Source organism: Companilactobacillus keshanensis (assembly GCF_003946205.1).
GTDB lineage: Bacteria > Bacillota > Bacilli > Lactobacillales > Lactobacillaceae > Companilactobacillus > Companilactobacillus keshanensis.
Map to the genome: position 1 here is coordinate 27,347 of NZ_RHOS01000005.1, position 19,023 is coordinate 46,369.

The window sequence follows — 19,023 nt, forward strand, 5'->3', positions numbered from 1 at the left end:
TTGTAATTTACTTGAGCATTGTTTGTTTAACTATTAATATACAACACATAGGCGTTACATGTGCAACGTTAGTTAAATTAATTAGAAATTTCAAGGAGATTTAAAAATTATGAAAAAACAATTAGTCGTCGTAACTGGTGGTAGTGGATTTATTGCCATCCACATTATTTTACAATTACTTAATCAGGGTTACTCCGTTAGAACAACGATTCGTTCACAGGCCAAGGAGGCAATTGTTAAGGAAATGTTGACGAATGGCGGCATCACCGACTTTACTGATTTATCATTTTCTCAGGCCGATTTATCATCAGATGATAATTGGGAAGAGACAATGGCCGGTGCAACTTACGTAATACATGTTGCATCGCCAACACCTAAATTGAACTTTAAAAATGAATCAGAAATGATTCGTCCAGCGGTGGATGGAGTTATCCGCGTCTTGAAAGCCGCCCGTGATAATGGAATCAAACGTGTTGTTTTGACATCGGCATATGGTGCCGTTTTTGCAGGTCATAAGAATCGAACTACACCATATACTGAGGAGGATTGGACTAATTTGAATGCCAAAAATATTCATCCTTATCAGAAATCTAAAACAATGTCAGAAATGGCCGCCTGGGATTTTATTAAAAAAGATGGTCATGGATTAGAACTATCAGTTGTTAATCCAGTAGCTGTAATGGGACCAGTTCTTTCAGCTAAATATTCTCATTCAAATATTCAAATTCAAGAAATGCTAGAAGGTAAGATCAAGGCTTTACCTAAGGTTGATTCTGGTTATGTTGATGTTCGTGACGTTGCTAGCTTGCATATTTTAGCGATGATTTCAGAGAAGGCCAACGGGGAAAGGTTCTTAGCAACAACAGGCGAGACTCTATCCATGATGGATGTCGCCGATGTTTTACGAGAGTCTTTTCCAGATTATGCATCCCAACTGCCAACTAAATTAGTCCCAAATGTATTAATTAAAACGGCGGCTGTTACTAATCCTAAATTACGTATGATAGCTTCAATTGTTGGCGGGTATGCGGAAACTAGCAATGAGAAGGCTAAATCATTATTAAATTGGCATCCTCGTTTGGCCAAAACGGCTATTATTGCAACGGCGCAATCGATGATTGATCTAGGAATTGTGAAATAAAAAAACTACATCTACTTAATTAAAAGTAGATGTAGTTTTTTAGTTACCAGTGTTTGTAGAACTCTGAGTCGTTGAAGTGGATCCACCTTGTGTAGAACTATTACCACCAGTATTTCCAGTATTCCCAGTGTTTCCAGTATCAGCTCCACCAGTCGTTCCACCACCATTATTGGTTGAACCACCACCGGTGTTTCCAGTATTGGTATTTCCAGTATTAGTATTACCATTGTTAGTTCCACCATTATTAGTTGAACCACCATTGTTATTAGTATTTGAATTGTTCTCTGAACTAGTCGTTCCGTCGCCAGTATTAGTATTACCATTTTCAGTATTATCTGTTGTATTGTTTGAATCTGAAGTTTCATTATCAGTCGTTCGTTTGTTAGTTGTCACATCATTATCACTTGATTCAGATGTACTATTTGATGAGGACGAATAACTTTGTCCTTTATAAGGATTGTTAGGTGCATGTCCTTTGACAAATAATTCCTTAGTATAAGAACTAGAACTTGGTGAGGCAACAACCGGTGTATCAGATCCACCAGTCTTAATTCTTAAGGAAACAACGCTGCTTGGTTTCTTCCAGTCAGAATTAGATTTTTTATTCTTCAAGTAAGACATTTCAGCCTTGTAAATTTTACCGGCTACATTTTGATAACTTTCAGTTATACCTTCAGAATTAGGTGAATCATACCCGGTCCAGATACTCATAGAGTAGTTCTTAGTATATCCGGCATACCAAGCATCTTTAGCTTTACCACTAAGTGCAGAGTTACTTGCGATAGCTTCATCACCATAATTAGTTGTACCAGTTTTACCAGCCTGATGTAATCCAGAGATATTTGCATAAGTAGCATATGTCTTTGGAACGCCTTTTAATACATCGGTGATCATATAAGCAGTTGAATCTTTCATAGCTCGTTTACCCTTTGAATGGTACGAGTGGGTGATACCGTCAGCTGTTTCGATCTTAGATACATATGTTGGTTTGTAGTAAGTTCCACCATTAGAAAATGTCGCATAGGCTGAAGCATTTTGTAAGCTTGAAACATCACTACCAATACCAGCTGATAGGCCTTGATCAGATCCGATCTTGATACCTAAGTTAGAAGCAAATTTCTTGGCCTTTGAGAATCCAACAGCTGAAAGGGTCCTAATAGCAGGTACGTTTCTTGAATTGACCAGTGCTTGGCGAAGACTCATTTGACCTTCGTATTGTTCATCCCAGTCTTTTAGAACGATATCAGTACCAGGGTAAGTATATTCACTATCTTCCAATTGATGGTAAGTTGACCAATTCAGATATTCAAAAGCAGGTCCATAATCAAGAATTGGCTTCATAGTTGAACCGTTGCTACGAGTAGTTTGAACAGCACGGTTCAATCCAAATTGAATATTTTCAAGATTCCTACCACCGATCATGGCAATTACTTTACCATTGTTAGGATTGACGATCGATGCACCGACTTGCATCTTAGAGTCTTGGAATTGAACATAATTTGAAGAGTTAACGATGTTATAAAGTTTCTTTTGAGCATCGTAATCCATGTTGACAGTGATCTTTAGGTTATCACGATATGGATCGAAGCCTTTTTTCTTAACCTCAGTAATTGCTTCTTTAATGTAAGGATCAGCGATTACTCGACGAGTATTACTACTATTTGAAACTTTCTTATATGGTTCTAACCCATCAGTTATTGGTGTGTTGATAGCTTCAGTAGCTTCGGACTTTGTTATTTTGTTGTTGTTATACATTGCACTGATAACTGTATCACGACGCTCTTTAGCAGCTTCTGGGTGCGTATACGGATCATAATTACTTGGAGCATTTGGTAAACCAGCAATTAATGCCATTTGAGGTAAACTCAGGTGTTTTAATGATTCACCATAATAGTACTTAGCACCAGTTTCGGCACCGTAGATACCATTATTCAGATAAACTTTATTGATGTAAAATTCTAATATTTGTTGTTTGGAGAATTTTTGGCTTACCTTCATTGCTAACCAAGCCTCTTGCATTTTACGTTTAAAAGTTTGGTCCTTTGTATCAGTAGAAAAGACCGTTAATTTGATCAATTGTTGGGTCAATGTACTACCACCTTGCAAAGTACCTCTGGTTACATTGGTATACGCAGACTTGATGATACGTACAGGGTCAATTCCAAGTGGCTCATTATAGAAATTTTTATCTTCAATAGAAACAACAGCATCTTGCATTTGCTGTGGAACTTTGTCGATAGTCACGTAATTTCTTTTATTGTCACCAAGGGAGGCAATTGTTTTGCCGGTGGTATCGACAATAGTGGAGGAGCCACCACTCTGGAGATTTTCTTGGCTGACTGTAGGGGCGCGTAATGCATAATAGACAAATATAATTAAAAATATACCAACTAATATCCCTAATATAACTCCAAGCCATTTCATTATATTGCGAAAGGTTGAAGGAGTTTTTGGATTTCTTCGATCTTTAGGTGTATTGCTCATTATTTCTCCTTCTCATTATCAATTAATTGTTGTACAGCCTTGATATAAGGTAGGGTAGGATTATACGACGAATCAATTTCAACAGAACAGTCGACGATTTGTTTCAATTGAATCGACTTAGCTCCGTCATGTTTTTGATTATTCCAATATGTTATCAGATTTTGAGCCGGCATGATAAAATATCTTTTTAGTAAGACATATTTTATAATTACAAAGCAAATACCACCTTGTTTTTGACAAGCTTTCAAGTGATCAATTTGATGCTGATGAAAGTTTTTTAGCGGAAAGGTATTTTTGTGTTTAGTTTCCTTGGCCTCAAAATCAACGTAATATCCATTGTATATTCCGTTATAATCGGTAGTAGAAGCTTGTGTAAAATAAGCTTCTTTAATAACTGCCCGACTTCTTTTCGGATAGTCTACTTTTACTATTTGAATAGGTGTAGGCTTTTTATAGATAACAGCAAGGTCGTGACTACGATAGTACTTGTTACTTTCGTTGATCTCTTCTTCAAGAGTCATTCCACGATCACCAAAGAGAATTTTCTTCTTGGCTGAGGCGGATGAAACAGATTTATTTGATGGCTGATTAAATTTTCTGCCATCAGGATAGTTTAAATTCAAAATATCAACTCCCATCTGTGAATTATACCATGGCAGTGAAAATATTAATTAAGGGAGGTGCTTAATGCTCAAAAATTTGTGGGTCACTGGTTACCGCTCTTACGAGATTGGAATGTTTAAAGACGATGACCCTAAGGCCCAAGTTATCCAAAAGTTTTTTGAAGGACGTTTGATCAACTACATTGAGGACGGGACTGAATGGGTCTTGACAGGCGCTCAATTAGGTACAGAACAAATAATTGGTAAAGCGGTAACTTCATTAAAGGATAAAGGTTATAATATAAAGCATGGTGTTATGTTGCCATTTGCGGAATTTGGGGACAAGTGGAATGATAATAACAAACGATTACTAAATATTTTTTTAAGAAATGCGGACTATGTCAATAATTTAACAAATATGCGGTATCATTCAGGTAAACAATTAAGAGTGTGGCAAGATTTTATGCTTAGACACAGTGATGGCTCGATTATTTTTTATGATCCAGAGAGTGGTGGCAAACCCAAATATGACTATGAAGCAATGCAAAGTTATGTGAATTATGGAAATGATTACCAAATAGAGCTTGCAGATTTTGACACTATGCAGGATTTTGCTAATATGATGTATGACAACTAGTTCAATTTATTTTTTGCTATTAAAATAATGCAATGGGGTGTTTTTAATGAACAATATGAATCAGATGAATGGTTATAAGCAACAAAATCAATCTCCAGAAGGTAACGACGATAATAAATTTGTTTTGAATTATCAACCAAATGATATTTTACAAAAGGAATTTAAGAATAAGATGCGTGGTTATGATCCAGTTGAAGTTGATCAATTCTTGGATGGAATTATTAAGGACTATGAAACATTCTCAAATGAACTTAGTAATTTAAGAGAAGAAAATGATGTTTTAAATCAACAAATAGGCAGTGGAAAACAACCAGAACCACAACAACCTAGATCTGCGGTTAAGAATAATAGCATGCGTCAAGCAATGCAATCTCGTCCAATAGCAACAGCTAAAGCTGAAAATCCATCAACAAATTACGATATTTTAAGAAGAATTTCTAATTTGGAGAGACGTGTCTTTGGACATGATTTTGCTAATGGCGTTCCTAATGAGGCTGAAAATAATAATTCTGTAAAACAATTTGCATCAGCAGTTGTTCCTAATAATATGAACCATGATAATTTAGAAAATGGTCATAACAAGATCAATCCCAATCCAATAAATAATAATATGAATAACCAAGGTCAAATGAACAATCAAAATCCAATGAATAACGGATTTAATGGTTCACCAGATCACTTCCAAACAAATCGTCCAAATCCTAATCAAGATCAAAATATGAATGGCTTTAATAAAAATATGAATAATGGTGGAAATTATAACCAGTTTTAGTTATAATAGTTCCATTGGTAAATTTTGAGTAATCGCGGCCTAGTAATCTAGGCTGAGGAAAGTCCACGCCCGCACAGGCTGAGATGCTGGTAGTGTTCGTGCTTGGCCCAATAAGCCAAGGTACCTTTTGGTAACGGCAGCGAAAGCACTAAGGTTTTTGACTATGTGTTACTAGCTTGAAAGTGCCACAGAGACGTAGTGTTGAGAGAAATCTCAGCAGTGGAACGAGGTAAACCCCGCGAGCGGGCAACCCAAACTTTGGTAGGGGCGCTTCATAACGAGAAATGAATCTACTGTGAAGGCTTAATTGTAGATAGATGATTACTAACTGTATCGGACCGCCTAGTCGGTACATGAACAGAACGTGGCTTATAGAAATTTGCCCAAGGCAGAGGACGACTTTGTTCGTCCTTTTTTTGTATAAAAAATAAAGTTTAAGAGGAATAACATGAAATTAATTGCAACCATGTCTAGTGGTTTTGAATCTATTACAGCAAGGGAACTTCAAGATCTTGGATACAAAACACAGACTGAGAACGGAAAAGTTTACTTTGATGGTGAACAAGAAGACATTGCAAAGGCCAATCTATGGCTTAGAAGTGCTGACCGTATAAAAATTTTGATTGGCACTTTTAAAGCAACTACTTTTGATGAACTGTTCGAAAAGGTCCATGCCATTGCTTGGGATAATTGGTTGCCATTAAATGCTGCATTTCCAATTAAAGCTAGAACCGTTAAGTCAGCCCTGCATTCTGAACGTGATATTCAAGCAATCACAAAAAAGGCCATTGTTAATAAAATGGCCGATGTTTATATGAGACGTGGACGTCTACCAGAATCAGGTGCAACTTTCCAAATTGAAACCAGAATTCATAAGGATGAAGTTGAAGTTACGATTGATACTACTGGTGCTTCACTTTACAAACGTGGTTATCGTCAAGAACATGGTCTTGCTCCGCTAAAGGAAAACTTTGCTGCATCAATGATCCTTTTGACAGTTTGGCATCCTAATATGCCATTTGTTGACCCAACAACTGGTTCAGGTACAATTGCTATTGAGGCTGCTCGTTTGGCCAGAAATATTGCACCTGGTATCCAAAGACACTTTGCATTTGAAGATTTTGATTGGTTTGATTCTAAATTATTGGAAAATCTCAAAAAAGAAGCTAAAGCTGGCGAAACAAATCCAGAGTTAAATATTTTTGCTAGTGATATTGATGGATCAATGATCGATATTGCTAAGTTAAACGCTCATGATGCCGGTGTATTACATGATATTAATTTCAAACAAGTTGCTTTGAAAGACTTAAAGATCGAAGGAGACGATGGTGTAGTTATTGCTAACCCTCCATATGGTCAACGTATGAGTGAAATTTCTAAAGTTAGAGAATTATACAAAGAAATGGGAACGGTTTTTGACACCATCCCCACTTGGAGTAAATATATTTTAACTAGTGATTTGGAATTTGAAAAATATTACGGTCAAAAGGCCACTAAAAAGCGTAAATTATATAATGGTTCAATTAGAACTGATTACTACCAATACTGGGCAACTCGTCGTCATTAAGAACGGTCACGACGATGAAGGTCCCAAAGAATTAAACCAATCATAAAAATAGTTAAAGCAATGGAGAACACCCAAGACCATTTCTTATCAGAAACCGGTAAAGGCATGTTCATTCCATAAAATCCAGATACGATCGTGGGAATACTTAAGACAATAGTGTATATTGTCAGTATTTTCATGGTCGTATTTGTTTGGTTATTGAGGATATTGTTGTAGGTATTTGCTACTCGATCGATAGTATCTGAAGCCAAACTGGCTTGTTCACGCATCTGTTCAATTTCAATAATAGAATCATGCAGGTGCTCATGAGAATTTTTAGATAAACTGATACTGCGGATCTTACCACTAGAAATGATTTCAATTTGTTTAACTACATTAAAGTTGCCATTGATTGATGTGCTGATATAAGTTATCAAATCCTGTAAATCGGACAATTCGAAAATTTGCTTATTGTTAGATTTGTGACGCTTGATATGATCTTGTATTTTATTCCGTCTGTGGTTTATTTCGTTTATTTTGTCGTTATAATCATTTGAAATTTGATCAAAGACATTGAAAATCAAAGACCAGATTCGATCTTTAGAAATATTATTTAAATCCTTATCCGCTTGTAAAATATAGTCTTTAACATAATACGTCTGACTGTTAGTAAATAGAAAAATGTTGTTATCCTTAACGGCAAATGATATAGGCATAGTTACCTCCGAAGGCTCATCAATCGTATTCTGTTCATTCTGAGCATTAAAGACAACTAGAAAAACATTATTAGAATCATCGTATTCTAGTCTTGCACGTTCATCAGTATCATCAGCGTAATCTAATATTTCATTAGTTACTTGGAAATCCTCTATCAATTTGGATCTATCTTCGTCACTTAAATTTTCCTTAGAGTTAATGTCAATTAAGTTTATATCTTGGTGCAATATTTGTTGAGTGATCATATTTGAACTCCTTATCAAAAATAATCATAGCATAAAAGGCATATAACTGAAGATGAATAATATGTCAAACCTAAAAAAATACAAATGACGAACTGTCTCTTTATTTTCCAATAAAAAAAGTGTACCCGAAGGTACACTTTTTAATTTTATGGAGTAAATAGAGTAACTAGTTCGTCCTTAGAAATACCTTTGAAGTAATCATCTAAGTTGAACTTGTCTAAGATTGATATTATATCATCACGATCGAATTTAGCATTCAAAAGTTCTTTCTTGATATCTGTAACATCTTTCATACCAAAGTAGTCACCATAGATCTGTACGTCAGCAATTTTACCATCGGCAACATTGTAACGAATATCAACAGTTCCCATATCAAAGTGTTTTCTCTTCTTTGATGTGAATGCAGGTGACTTACCGTAAACCCAATCCCAGTTGTAATAATACTTTTCTTTAAGTTTATCGATTTCTTTTTGATCATCATCTGTGATGACATATTCATGAGCTTTGATATCTTCAAGCTTGTCAGCGTGGAATAATTCCAATAATAAATTGTCTCTAAATTGTTCAGTACTTAGGTTTTGATATTCTTTAGCTAGGTATGGACGAAGATTTGTTACACGACTTCTGATCGACTTGATACCTTTTGATGCGATCTTATCTTTTTGAACATGCAAAGCACTTGTTAGAACATCTAAGTCAACATCTAATGATAAAGTACCATGAGAGAATGTTTTGCCATTTCTTGAGTACATAGCGTTTCCAGAGAATTTCTTACCGTCAACTAATAGATCATTTCTACCAGAAACTTCAGCAGTTGTAGCACCCATTTGATGTAGTGCATCGATGATTGGTTGTGTAAATGATTTAAAATCACCAAAATTACTATCATCTGAGTCTACCATGAAGCTGAAGCAAAGATTTCCAAGATCTTGATATACAGCACCACCACCAGATAAACGGCGAGTAACGGTTATATTGTGATCCTTAATGTAGTCAGGATTGATTTCTTCCATTGTATTCTGGTTTCTACCAACGATGATACATGGTCCTTCAATGTAAAACATAACTAGTGGTTCATTAAATTCAACATTGTTCATCAAATATTGTTCAGTTGCTAAGTTATCACGAATATCGCGATCTTTCATTACAACGTAGTACATACAAAGTGCCCCCTCGGCTATTAATTGAAAACGTTTTTATCATACCATATAATTTAGGGATTTTATAACGAAAGCTATTGTTATGAAGGTCTTATTTTAAGCAATTCTTGATGAACTAAGGAATGGGCATAACGATTGTCTTTATCGGCAATGTGTTTGACAAAATAACTGGGAAAATTGTCCAGCTTTTTCAAGATAGGATCCAAAATATCTTGATAATGTTTGGAGTATTTTTTTGCAATACTGTCAGTTAAAATTTTGCTGTCGGAATGAATAAACAGAATATCATCCATTTTTAAACTGATTATTTTATCTAAAGCCTTATTTAAAGCCAAGAATTCTAGATAGTGATTATCGGCTGCCGGTGTTTGTTCAGCATAGGTTGTCGTATTGTCATCTTTTCTTATTACATATGCAATGGCGGCAAGATTTAAATTAGTATTTAAACCAGCGTCGGTGTACAATCTAATCATATTATCAAAAGCCTTTCAGGAGAGATTATGAAGAAGTATTATGTACAACCCACAGGATCATGGGGAATTATCATATGGTCTTTAGCACTAAGTATTATCTTTTTTGGGATCATTATGCAATTAGAAATATTTGAGCTTAGCATAGTGCCCTTTGTAATTTGGTTCGTTGGTATAGTTTATATAATTTATATTTTGTCCAATTCTTGGATAAAAATATCGAAAGATCAAATCGTTGTTAAAGAACCTAACTACTACAAGGCGAGATCCTTTGATCGTAAAGATGTCAGCTTAAAGTATATTAATGACTACCTAGTTATGATAAATTTTGAGAACCACGATTATTTTCCAATGAAGGTTGTTTCAACAAAGAAAATTTTATCATCAATTAAAAGAGAAGCGGGTGAGATAAATGTCATTTCCAAGTGATATCGAAATAGCTCAAATAAATGAGCACGATAATATGAAAAATATCGAAGAAATTTCAAGTTTATTGGGATTAGATACAGCAGACATTGAACCATATGGACATTTTAAGGCTAAGATCTCTAGTAATGGGATCAGAAAATCGATGAAGCAAGAAAATGGAAAGTTGATTTTGGTTACTTCTATTAATCCTACTCCAGCTGGTGAAGGTAAATCTACTGTCGCTATTGGATTAGCGGATGCCATGCAATCCATAGGCGAAAAAACCGTCCTAGCATTACGTGAGCCTTCATTAGGACCAGTAATGGGAATGAAGGGTGGAGCCACTGGTGGCGGATACGCTCAAGTAGTTCCAATGGAAGACATCAATCTGCATTTCACTGGTGATATGCATGCTTTAACTAGTGCAACTAATACTTTGGCCGCTTTGATCGACAACCACTTACATCAAGGTAACGAATTGAACATTGATCCTAGAAGAATTATTTGGAAACGTGTTCTGGATATCAATGATCGCTCATTAAGAAATACAGTTGTAGGTCTTGGTGGACCAACCAGTTCGATTCCTCGTGAAGAACATTTTGAAATAACTGTTGCCAGCGAATTGATGGCGGTTTTATGTTTGTCACAAGATCTTGATGATTTGAAAGAACGTATCGCAAATATTCTAATTGCTTATACATATGATAAAAAGCCCGTATTCGTACGTGACTTAAATGTTGAAGGGGCAATTACCATGCTTCTAAAGGATGCTCTAAAGCCTAACCTAGTACAGACACTTGAAAACACACCTGCTATTGTTCATGGTGGTCCATTTGCTAATATTGCCCATGGATGCAACAGTATTTTAGCAACAAAGCTAGCTATGAAGCTTGGTGACTACGCTGTTACTGAAGCTGGATTCGGTGCTGATCTTGGTGGCGAGAAATTTCTTGATATCGTGACGCCTAAATTAGGTCATACTCCTGATGCAATCGTTATTGTTGCGACTGTCCGTGCCCTTAAATATAATGGTGGACAAAAACTTGCTGAACTAAAAAGTGAGGACTTGAATGCTTTGACTATCGGATTTAAGAACTTGAAACGCCACGTTCAAAATATGCGATACTACCATATTCCGGTCGTCGTAGCTATCAATAAATTTGATACAGATACTAACAATGAAATCAAATTACTTAGAACTCTTTGTGAAGGTCTAGGGGTTGATGTTGAAGTGGCCGATATCCATCATCACGGTAGCAAAGGTGGTAGGGAATTGGCTCGCATGGTCGTACGTGCAACTGATAAAGAATCAAGCTATACAAGACTTTATGATGACGCACAGACAACAGTTGAAAAAATTGATACTATTGCTTCTGAAATATATGGAGCGAATAACGTTGAATATAGTAGAAAAGCAGAAAATCAATTAAAGATCTTAAAAGATAATGTATGGGATGATCTACCTGTCTGTATCGCAAAAACTCAATATTCTCTAAGTGACGATCCTAAGAGATTAGGTAGTCCAAGAGATTTTACTCTACATGTAAAGGAAATTGTTCCAAAGCTTGGTGCAGGTTTTGTCGTCGTCCTAACTGGTAATGTATTAACAATGCCTGGATTACCTAAGAAGCCAGCTGCTTTGAATATGAATATCGACAACGATGGGACAATTAGTGGACTATTTTAATGCCAGCAGTATATGCAATTCTATTAATTTTACTTGTGGTAGGAGACCAAACTTTGAAACTATACGTGGTGAATAATATTGCTACGTTACATTTTCAAGAAGTAATTCCAGGTATCTTATCTCTAACTCATATTACTAATACCGGAGCAGCTTGGAGCATGCTGGAGGGAAAAATGATTTTCTTCTATATTGTGACGATTATTGCTATAGTAATTTTGAGTTACTTATTTATTAAGGCCCCCAAGAAAAACTATATTTACCGCTTCTCACTGATCTTTCTTTTGTCAGGAACGATCGGGAATGCGATCGATCGGTTTACACAACATTATGTTATTGATATGTTTAGTTTTGATTTTGTTAATTTTCCAATTTTTAATTTAGCAGATACATATATAACAATTGGGGTCATTTTAATTATTATTTCTCTAATATTTACGTCAGCGGGTGATCAATATAAGCAATAAAGTTCAGTTAACATTCAATGAAGAAAAAAAATCTCGACTGGATAATTTTGTCAGTGAAAATTTGGCAGATCAGACTAGATCTCAGGTTCAAAAATATATCAAAGACGGTAATATTTTAATCAATAAAAATATTGCAGAAAAAGCTGGATCTAAGGTAACTAAGGGTGACGTAATTGATATTACTATTCCTGATGAGAAACCGATCGAAGCCGTTGCTCAAGATATACCTTTGGACGTGGTTTATGAGGATCCTGATGTACTCGTAGTCAATAAGCCACAGGGAATGGTCGTACATCCCGCTGCTGGTCATCCGGATCATACGTTAGTCAATGCTATTTTATATCACAGTAAAATCAATGATGATGACATTTTAAGACCCGGTATTGTTCATCGAATCGATAAAGATACCTCAGGACTTCTAATGGTTGCTAAAAATGACTTGGCAAAACAGTCTTTAATGAAACAATTAAAAGATAAAACTAATTTACGTGAATACTTAGCAATTGTTCATGGCAATTTCAAAGAAACAAATGGTAAGATAAATGCTCCATTGGGACGTTCAAAAAAAGATCGCAAAAAACAAGCTGTAGTCGATGACGGACGTATGGCAGTAACTCATTTCACTGTTTTGGAACAATTTGATGGATACTCATTGTTACGCTTAAAGTTGGAAACTGGAAGAACTCATCAAATTAGAGTCCATATGAAATACATTGGTCATCCGGTTGCCGGTGATCCACTTTACGGTCCTAAAAATACTTTAAAAGGTAATGGACAGTTCTTACATGCACAAAAATTGGGATTCGAACATCCCAGAACTCATAAATGGTTAGAATTCTCAATTGACCCACCAGCAATTTTTCAAGAAACTTTGAATAAACTGCGCAGTTGACAGTAATAGCTTAGTGCTATAATCTGAAAACAAGGTTATGTGAGAAAAATATAAAGATCACTCACAGATGTGAGTGCTTTTTTTTTAAGGAGAGACTTTATGGCTAAAGAAATAATTGATGGACAAACAATGACTCGCGCATTGACTAGAATTACTTATGAAATAATTGAAAGAAATAAGGGAATTGATGATTTGGTTTTAGTTGGTATCAAAACACGCGGTGTCTTTGTGGCTCATAGAATTGAATCTCGATTAAAGCAACTAGAGAATATTAGTATACCGGTAGCCGAATTAGACATTACACCATACCGTGATGATATGACACATGAAGAAATTGAAAATATCGATGTACCACCATTAAATATTGATATTGATAAAAAACATATTATTTTGACAGATGATGTTTTATATACTGGAAGAACTATTCGTGCTGCAATGGATGCCTTAATGAAATTTGGCCGTCCTAAAAAAATCTCTTTGGCAGTATTAGTTGATCGTGGACACCGTGAATTGCCTATTAGAGCCGATTTTGTTGGTAAGAACATTCCTACATCACAAAAAGAAAAAATTCGCGTTTCAATGAAAGAGGTTGACGGCGAGGATAAGATTGAAATCGAATAGTTTGGAGGAGTTCCTTTAAATATGAAACGATATTTAATTTTAGAAGATGGAACAGTTTTCCCAGGAGTCGGTTTTGGATCGTCCATTATTACTACTGGTCAATTGGTTGTTTCAAATAATAGAACTGGTATCGAGCAATCTGTAACCGATCCAGACTCAGAGGGCCAGATTATAGCTTTTACCGTTCCTGCAATTGGATTGTCAGGGATAAATCGCGATTTTTACGAGTCAATTAACTCACAGTGTAAGGGTGTCGTGATTGGTTCATCAAGTTCAGCAACTGTTGATGGTTCTATTCCTTTTGGAGAATGGATCACATCATTAGGGATACCAGGCATTAAAAATATCGATGTTAGGGCATTGTCCAGGCATATTGCTGAATACGGTGAGATGAAGGCCAGTATTATGGATACGCATGATGAACATGCGATTGATCAGATCAAGGCTTTAGTTTTACCACCTGATCTTGTTAAACGTGTCTCGACCAAACAATCGTATCCCAATCCTAATATGGGCTTGAAGATGGTAGTAGTAGATTTAGGCTTGAAGTATTCCATCTTACGTCAGTTATCATATCGAGATTGTAATTCAGTTATCGTCAATTACAATGCCTCTCCTGAAGAAATTGAAAGTTTGCATCCTGATGGGATTATTTTTTCGAATGGTCCTGGAGATCCTAAGGATTTGCCACAAACAATTGAAAATATTAAAGTTCTACAAAAAAAATATCCTATTCTAGGAATAGGGTTGGGTAATCTTTTGATTGCTTTAGCTAATGATTGCAAAATCGAGTTATTGGATCAACCACATCATGAATCATCTTTAGCGGTTAAAGAGGTAGCCAGTGGCAAGATTGATTTTGTAAACCATAACCATTCATATACGATCGATCCTAAATATATTAGTGCGTCAGATTTTATCGTAACTAATATCTGTGTTGCCGATGGTAGTATTGAAGGTATGCGTCATGAATATTTACCGATCATGTGTGTGCTATTTGAGCCAGAAGCTGCACCGGGACCAACAGATGGTTATTATGTTTTTGATGAATTTATTGATTTGATTGGTTCAACTAAGAACCAGTATGGAGGTGGAGATCAGTGGCAATAAGCGATATACATAATATTTTGATCATTGGTCCAACATCCAGTGATAAGAATGTTGACCTTTCGACCGCCTTATACGATACAGTCGAGATCCTTCATAAATTAGGATACAAAACTTCTATTATAGTTGAGGATCCAACGTCACTATTATCATCCGGAGATTTTTTAGATCGAGTTGTTGTTGAAAGAGTCACTGGAGATAATATTTTAAAATATCTAAATGATTACCATCCTGATGCTATTTTGCCAACTATCGGTGACAAGAATGCTTTAGGTATCATAGCTAGTTTAAATGGCAAAATCAGCAATATAAAAATTCTCGGTACTAATTATCTAGCTTCTTTAGCAACGTTTAAACGTGAATTATTTATTAAAAAATTGAGTCAAAACGACTTACCAGTTATCAATTTTATATCTTCTGATGATGAGACTGAAATTTACAGCTTTATTAGAAAAATTGGTTTTCCGATAATTGCTAGAAGAAAATATTCTAATCGTCATTTTAGCGGTTGGACAAACATCAATAATTTATTCGAATTAGATAATTTTATGTCGCTGGAAGACCTAGGCGATATCAAAATTGAAATTGAGCGCAGTATTCGTGGGTTTAGTGAGTACTCATTCACTGTTATGCGTGATCGGTATGAAAATGCTGCTTTATTGGGAACAATTGAGGACATTGAGCCTATTGGTATCCATCATTTGGACTCTAACTTAATTTCCCCAGCGGTTTCACTTAATGACTCCAAATTACAGAAATTGCGTAATTATTCAATTAAGTTGGCTCAAGTTTTTAATGTTGTCGGTGCATGTACAGTTCATTTTGCCTATAATCATAAAACTAATGAGTGTTACATTACTGAATTCATTCCACGTCTGAGTGAAGAAACGAAATTTCTTGAGTATGCTACGAGCTATCCTTTAGCTACAGTTGTAGTAGAACTTAGCCTAGGCTATCATCTGGATAAAGTGCAACTGGATTCTGGTAGTAATTTCAATGGTGCCATAGAACCATTTGTTGACCATATAACCTCACGGTTTCCATTGTGGACTGATCCTAAGCAACGTTACTTAGGACCAAGTAAGACGTCTAATTCCAGTATTGTCGTTAATGGCTTTAGTATTGAAGAAGTGCTCAATCGTGGTGCTTTAAATGATAAAATAAATGACAACTTGGAACGTTATAATGAGTTGCGTAAGTTAGATGATGATGAACTATTTGAAAAAATCATTCATCCGACTAACTGGATGCTAGATGTTTTGCTGGAAGCTTTAAGAAGAAAATTTGAGATTCCAGTACTATCTGAAATAACTAGTATAAATGTTCCATATTTAGTTGCTTTACAAAATGTGATCGATAACAGTGCTGTTATTCGTGACGATGCAGTTGATGAAGATAATATTGAACGTCTAGTTGATTATGGAATAAAGGGTGTTGGTAACAGTAAGCTTTTAAAGAATCGTGATGAAATTGTTACACGGACTGTCATCAAGAGTAAGCGTGCTGTTGGTGCGTCGGGACCAGGATTTATGAATCACAATTATTTTGTTACGAGTGGTATTTCCAATGATATTGACTTCAATGATCGTAATAAGATCATTGTTCGCTCACCGATCATTACTTCTAAAACAGATATTATGGTGCGTCAGTTTGTCTTGCTACAGCTCGTTAAGTCAATTGAACAAAATGGTTTAGAAGCAGTTGTAATTGGACGTGAGCCTTGGACTGCTCCATTGTCAGTTCGCTACAAGGTGCTTGAGATCGACGATCCTCATCGTGAAATGCGTGATTTAAAGCTGATACCAGATGATAAAATATTTAAAGTGATCGACTTTTCAAAAGTTTGGAATCTTGATAGTGTAGACAGCAATAACGAAGATGTTTTTCCAATTAATGCTCGTGAAATCAAGAATGTTAATATTACTGGTGATACTACAATTAAGGTAATGGTAGTTACTGATGGTAATAACTACTTAGCACCATCAATTATTTATCGAACTGTTAAAAATTCGCAAACATATGAGATAAGTGATTTTAACAACTTTTTGAGCATTGAGAACAAGGACGAGATTCTAACTATAATAAAACATGAATTAGATCTCTATAAAGAGATCAATATCTTTAATTTAGAGATTGTTAGAATAAACGATCATTGGGTAGTAACTAAGATACATGAAGGTATGACTGAAGATATTATTCGTCATGAATTAGCCAGTTCAGTTCATGTGATCGATACTTTAGTTAAGCTCATATTAGGTAATAAAATTGATGATGGATTATCCTTGGATGAAATTTTCAAAAATTATGATTCTAATTATTTAGTTACAACAAATGATAAGAAATATCAGCTATTAGATTATGATGGCGTTCAAGATGTACTTAATAAGATATAAAAAAAGAAGGCTAATTTTAGCCTTCTTTTAATTTGCCTACTAATTTTCTATCCGGGTCAACTAAGATTGTTTTTTGACCTTCAAAAATAACGAACCCGGGTTTTGCTCCATTAGGTTTTCGGATATTTCTAACTTGTACATAATCAACAGGAACCTTATTAGAATCACGAGCCTTTGAGTAGTAAGCCGCAATTTGAGCCGCCTCGACGATTGAATTTTCATCGGGATCACTGTCTTTTAAGATGACATGTGAACCAGGAATGTCTTTAACATGTAACCAGTAATGATTTTTTTGTGCTAGCTTCATGGTTAATTTGTCGTTTTCAATATTATTCTTACCGACAACCATCTCAATACCGTTAGTAGTCATAAATTTCTCGCCGACAGTCTTTTTACGTTTCTTACGACCATTTTTACGTTTCTTCTTAATGTAACCTGATTCAATTAATTCTTCAATAATACCGTCAACATCTTCAATATCAACATACTCTAGAGATGCCAGAACCGATTCCAAATAATTGATCTCATTAGTGGTAATTTCCAACTGTTCTTTGATATGGGGGATTGAATTTTGCAATTTACGATATTTCTTATAATAACTTTGAGCGTTATCAGAAGGAGAATATTCAGGATTTAATTTGATCTTAACTTCTTCATTATTATAATAATTCGTCAAAGTGATCGATTTCGATCCACGTTCAATTTTGGACATATATGTTGTTAAAAGCTCACCATAGAGATTATATTCATCCATAATTTTAGTTTGCTTAAGTTGTTTATTGAGTTTTTTAACCTTAGATTTATCCTTTTTGAGGATAATGCTTAAACGATGAGTGATACTCTTAGTCTGCTGTTCAATACGATCTACACGTGCACGATCAAGGTAATAATTATCCAGTAGGTCACTTAAATTTTCATATGAAACAGGATCCTTAGTAGTCTTGCTGAATAGGGTAGGGAAGAATCCTAACTTATTATTTTTGATTGAGCGTGCTGCATTAGGATTAGGATTTTCGTAATTTTTGATAAATTCTTGCAAGCTATCAAGATTTTCGAACATTTCATCTGAAGTATCAATACCGATACCTTCAAACTTTTGACGAATATCTCCAGCTGATTCAAGATTACTAAAATCACTTTGTGAAGCTGTAAATGGATTTATCTTATCTTGTTTTGGTGGTAATTTGTAATCGTCGTTAGGTAATAATCCACGAAAACTATTGTTTTCGGGTGAAACACGCTTGATCAAGTCGATGATCTTACCAGTTTCTTTACTTATCAAAAAGATATTGCTATGACGACTCATGATTTCTGTTATCAAGGTATATTCATGAATATCACCAAGCTCGTTTTTAGCGCTGAGTTCGATCATTACAATACGATCATTATTTAACTGATGAAAACCTTGAACAATGGCACTAGTGATATACTTTCTTAGTGACATTACAAATGTGGCCGGTTTAGCAGGATTTTCGAATGGTTGCTTAGTAATTTGAACACGAGCGTAGCTAGGATGGGCTGACAGAAGCAATTGCTGATTCTTTCGATTGCTTCTAATTGTAAGGATCAACTCATTTGCAAATGGTTGCTGAATTTTTGCAATTCTGCCGCCGGTTAAGTTTTGGTTTAGTTCGTTTACCATTGAATGGGTAAACATTCCGTCAAATGACATATTTA

16 protein-coding genes, 1 other RNA gene and 1 pseudogene are annotated in these 19,023 nt (G+C 35.3%); 12 read left to right on the forward strand and 6 right to left on the reverse strand.

Going from position 1 to position 19,023, the window contains the following annotated elements:
• Positions 1-109: 109 nt before the first annotated feature.
• Complete coding sequence (locus tag EKM64_RS04165) at positions 110-1,141, forward strand: SDR family oxidoreductase (protein ID WP_125675908.1); 1,032 nt, start codon at positions 110-112, stop codon at positions 1,139-1,141.
• A gap of 39 nt (positions 1,142-1,180) precedes the next feature.
• Here EKM64_RS04165 and EKM64_RS04170 read toward each other — a convergent pair whose 3' ends face one another.
• Together EKM64_RS04170 and recU are read right to left on the reverse strand one after the other, a co-directional pair.
• Positions 1,181-3,625: a transglycosylase domain-containing protein gene (locus EKM64_RS04170; RefSeq protein WP_125675910.1), complete on the reverse strand. Its 2,445-nt coding sequence runs from the start codon at positions 3,623-3,625 to the stop codon at positions 1,181-1,183.
• Positions 3,625-4,248, reverse strand: a complete 624-nt coding sequence (gene recU, locus EKM64_RS04175; RefSeq protein WP_191988517.1) for a Holliday junction resolvase RecU — start codon at positions 4,246-4,248, stop codon at positions 3,625-3,627. Before recU ends, EKM64_RS04170 begins: the two co-directional genes overlap by 1 nt.
• 64 nt (positions 4,249-4,312) lie before the next feature.
• Between recU and EKM64_RS04180 the strand changes: the two genes are divergently transcribed.
• From EKM64_RS04180 to EKM64_RS04195, 4 genes and pseudogenes are all read left to right on the forward strand, one after another.
• A complete protein-coding gene (locus tag EKM64_RS04180; RefSeq protein ID WP_125675914.1) occupies positions 4,313-4,864 on the forward strand; it encodes an SLOG family protein in 552 nt (183 codons plus the stop codon).
• A gap of 64 nt (positions 4,865-4,928) precedes the next feature.
• Positions 4,929-5,342 (forward strand): annotated as a pseudogene (gpsB, locus tag EKM64_RS11735) (cell division regulator GpsB); the annotation flags it as partial.
• A gap of 314 nt (positions 5,343-5,656) precedes the next feature.
• An RNA gene (rnpB, locus tag EKM64_RS04190) (RNase P RNA component class B) lies at positions 5,657-6,013 on the forward strand.
• A 71-nt stretch (positions 6,014-6,084) separates the two neighbouring features.
• Complete coding sequence (locus tag EKM64_RS04195; protein WP_125675916.1) at positions 6,085-7,203, forward strand: THUMP domain-containing class I SAM-dependent RNA methyltransferase; 1,119 nt, start codon at positions 6,085-6,087, stop codon at positions 7,201-7,203.
• Here EKM64_RS04195 and EKM64_RS04200 read toward each other — a convergent pair.
• The 3 genes from EKM64_RS04200 to EKM64_RS04210 form a co-directional block, all read right to left on the reverse strand.
• Positions 7,200-8,144: a magnesium transporter CorA family protein gene (locus EKM64_RS04200; protein WP_125675918.1), complete on the reverse strand. Its 945-nt coding sequence runs from the start codon at positions 8,142-8,144 to the stop codon at positions 7,200-7,202. The two genes, EKM64_RS04195 and EKM64_RS04200, sit on opposite strands and share 4 nt — an antisense overlap.
• Before the next feature lie 146 nt (positions 8,145-8,290).
• On the reverse strand, positions 8,291-9,304 hold the full coding sequence (locus EKM64_RS04205; protein ID WP_125675920.1) for a lipoate--protein ligase: 1,014 nt from the start codon (positions 9,302-9,304) through the stop codon (positions 8,291-8,293).
• An 80-nt stretch (positions 9,305-9,384) separates the two neighbouring features.
• Positions 9,385-9,777 carry a reverse transcriptase-like protein gene (locus EKM64_RS04210; RefSeq protein WP_125675922.1) on the reverse strand — a complete coding sequence of 131 codons (393 nt, stop codon included), beginning with the start codon at positions 9,775-9,777 and terminating at the stop codon, positions 9,385-9,387.
• Positions 9,778-9,804: 27 nt separating this feature from the next.
• On the opposite strand from EKM64_RS04210, the gene EKM64_RS04215 reads away from it, so the two are divergent.
• The 7 genes from EKM64_RS04215 (at position 9,805) to EKM64_RS04245 (ending at position 17,346) form a co-directional block, all read left to right on the forward strand.
• The gene (locus EKM64_RS04215; RefSeq protein WP_225420952.1) at positions 9,805-10,203 is read left to right on the forward strand and encodes an EbsA family protein; all 399 of its coding nucleotides are present in this window, start codon (positions 9,805-9,807) and stop codon (positions 10,201-10,203) included.
• On the forward strand, positions 10,187-11,869 hold the full coding sequence (locus tag EKM64_RS04220) for a formate--tetrahydrofolate ligase (protein ID WP_125675926.1): 1,683 nt from the start codon (positions 10,187-10,189) through the stop codon (positions 11,867-11,869). The genes EKM64_RS04215 and EKM64_RS04220 overlap by 17 nt, the downstream gene beginning before the upstream one ends.
• Complete coding sequence (lspA, locus tag EKM64_RS04225) at positions 11,869-12,333, forward strand: signal peptidase II (RefSeq protein WP_125675928.1); 465 nt, start codon at positions 11,869-11,871, stop codon at positions 12,331-12,333. Before EKM64_RS04220 ends, lspA begins: the two co-directional genes overlap by 1 nt.
• Complete coding sequence (locus EKM64_RS04230) at positions 12,323-13,225, forward strand: RluA family pseudouridine synthase (protein ID WP_125676094.1); 903 nt, start codon at positions 12,323-12,325, stop codon at positions 13,223-13,225. Before lspA ends, EKM64_RS04230 begins: the two co-directional genes overlap by 11 nt.
• A 99-nt stretch (positions 13,226-13,324) precedes the next feature.
• Positions 13,325-13,846: a bifunctional pyr operon transcriptional regulator/uracil phosphoribosyltransferase PyrR gene (pyrR, locus tag EKM64_RS04235; RefSeq protein WP_125675930.1), complete on the forward strand. Its 522-nt coding sequence runs from the start codon at positions 13,325-13,327 to the stop codon at positions 13,844-13,846.
• Between the two features lie 21 nt (positions 13,847-13,867).
• Positions 13,868-14,956 (forward strand): carbamoyl phosphate synthase small subunit, encoded by a 1,089-nt coding sequence (locus EKM64_RS04240; RefSeq protein ID WP_125675932.1) that lies wholly within the window; start codon positions 13,868-13,870, stop codon positions 14,954-14,956.
• A complete protein-coding gene (locus EKM64_RS04245; RefSeq protein WP_125675934.1) occupies positions 14,947-17,346 on the forward strand; it encodes an ATP-binding protein in 2,400 nt (799 codons plus the stop codon). Before EKM64_RS04240 ends, EKM64_RS04245 begins: the two co-directional genes overlap by 10 nt.
• Before the next feature lie 16 nt (positions 17,347-17,362).
• Here the strand turns inward: EKM64_RS04245 and EKM64_RS04250 are convergent, their stop codons facing one another.
• On the reverse strand, positions 17,363-19,018 hold the full coding sequence (locus tag EKM64_RS04250; protein WP_125675936.1) for an Rqc2 family fibronectin-binding protein: 1,656 nt from the start codon (positions 19,016-19,018) through the stop codon (positions 17,363-17,365).
• Between the last annotated feature and the right edge of the window lie 5 nt (positions 19,019-19,023).

Excerpts from the sequence above, each read along its gene's own strand:
- EKM64_RS04165 (WP_125675908.1), top strand. The coding sequence starts at position 110 with ATGAAAAAACAATTAGTCGTCGTAACTGGTGGTAGTGGATTTATTGCC.
- EKM64_RS04170 (WP_125675910.1), bottom strand. The coding sequence starts at position 3,625 with ATGAGCAATACACCTAAAGATCGAAGAAATCCAAAAACTCCTTCAACC.
- EKM64_RS04180 (WP_125675914.1), top strand. The coding sequence starts at position 4,313 with ATGCTCAAAAATTTGTGGGTCACTGGTTACCGCTCTTACGAGATTGGA.
- EKM64_RS04195 (WP_125675916.1), top strand. The coding sequence starts at position 6,085 with ATGAAATTAATTGCAACCATGTCTAGTGGTTTTGAATCTATTACAGCA.
- EKM64_RS04200 (WP_125675918.1), bottom strand. The coding sequence starts at position 8,144 with ATGATCACTCAACAAATATTGCACCAAGATATAAACTTAATTGACATT.
- EKM64_RS04205 (WP_125675920.1), bottom strand. The coding sequence starts at position 9,304 with ATGTACTACGTTGTAATGAAAGATCGCGATATTCGTGATAACTTAGCA.
- EKM64_RS04210 (WP_125675922.1), bottom strand. The coding sequence starts at position 9,777 with ATGATTAGATTGTACACCGACGCTGGTTTAAATACTAATTTAAATCTT.
- EKM64_RS04215 (WP_225420952.1), top strand. The coding sequence starts at position 9,805 with ATGAAGAAGTATTATGTACAACCCACAGGATCATGGGGAATTATCATA.
- EKM64_RS04220 (WP_125675926.1), top strand. The coding sequence starts at position 10,187 with ATGTCATTTCCAAGTGATATCGAAATAGCTCAAATAAATGAGCACGAT.
- lspA (WP_125675928.1), top strand. The coding sequence starts at position 11,869 with ATGCCAGCAGTATATGCAATTCTATTAATTTTACTTGTGGTAGGAGAC.
- pyrR (WP_125675930.1), top strand. The coding sequence starts at position 13,325 with ATGGCTAAAGAAATAATTGATGGACAAACAATGACTCGCGCATTGACT.
- EKM64_RS04240 (WP_125675932.1), top strand. The coding sequence starts at position 13,868 with ATGAAACGATATTTAATTTTAGAAGATGGAACAGTTTTCCCAGGAGTC.
- EKM64_RS04250 (WP_125675936.1), bottom strand. The coding sequence starts at position 19,018 with ATGTCATTTGACGGAATGTTTACCCATTCAATGGTAAACGAACTAAAC.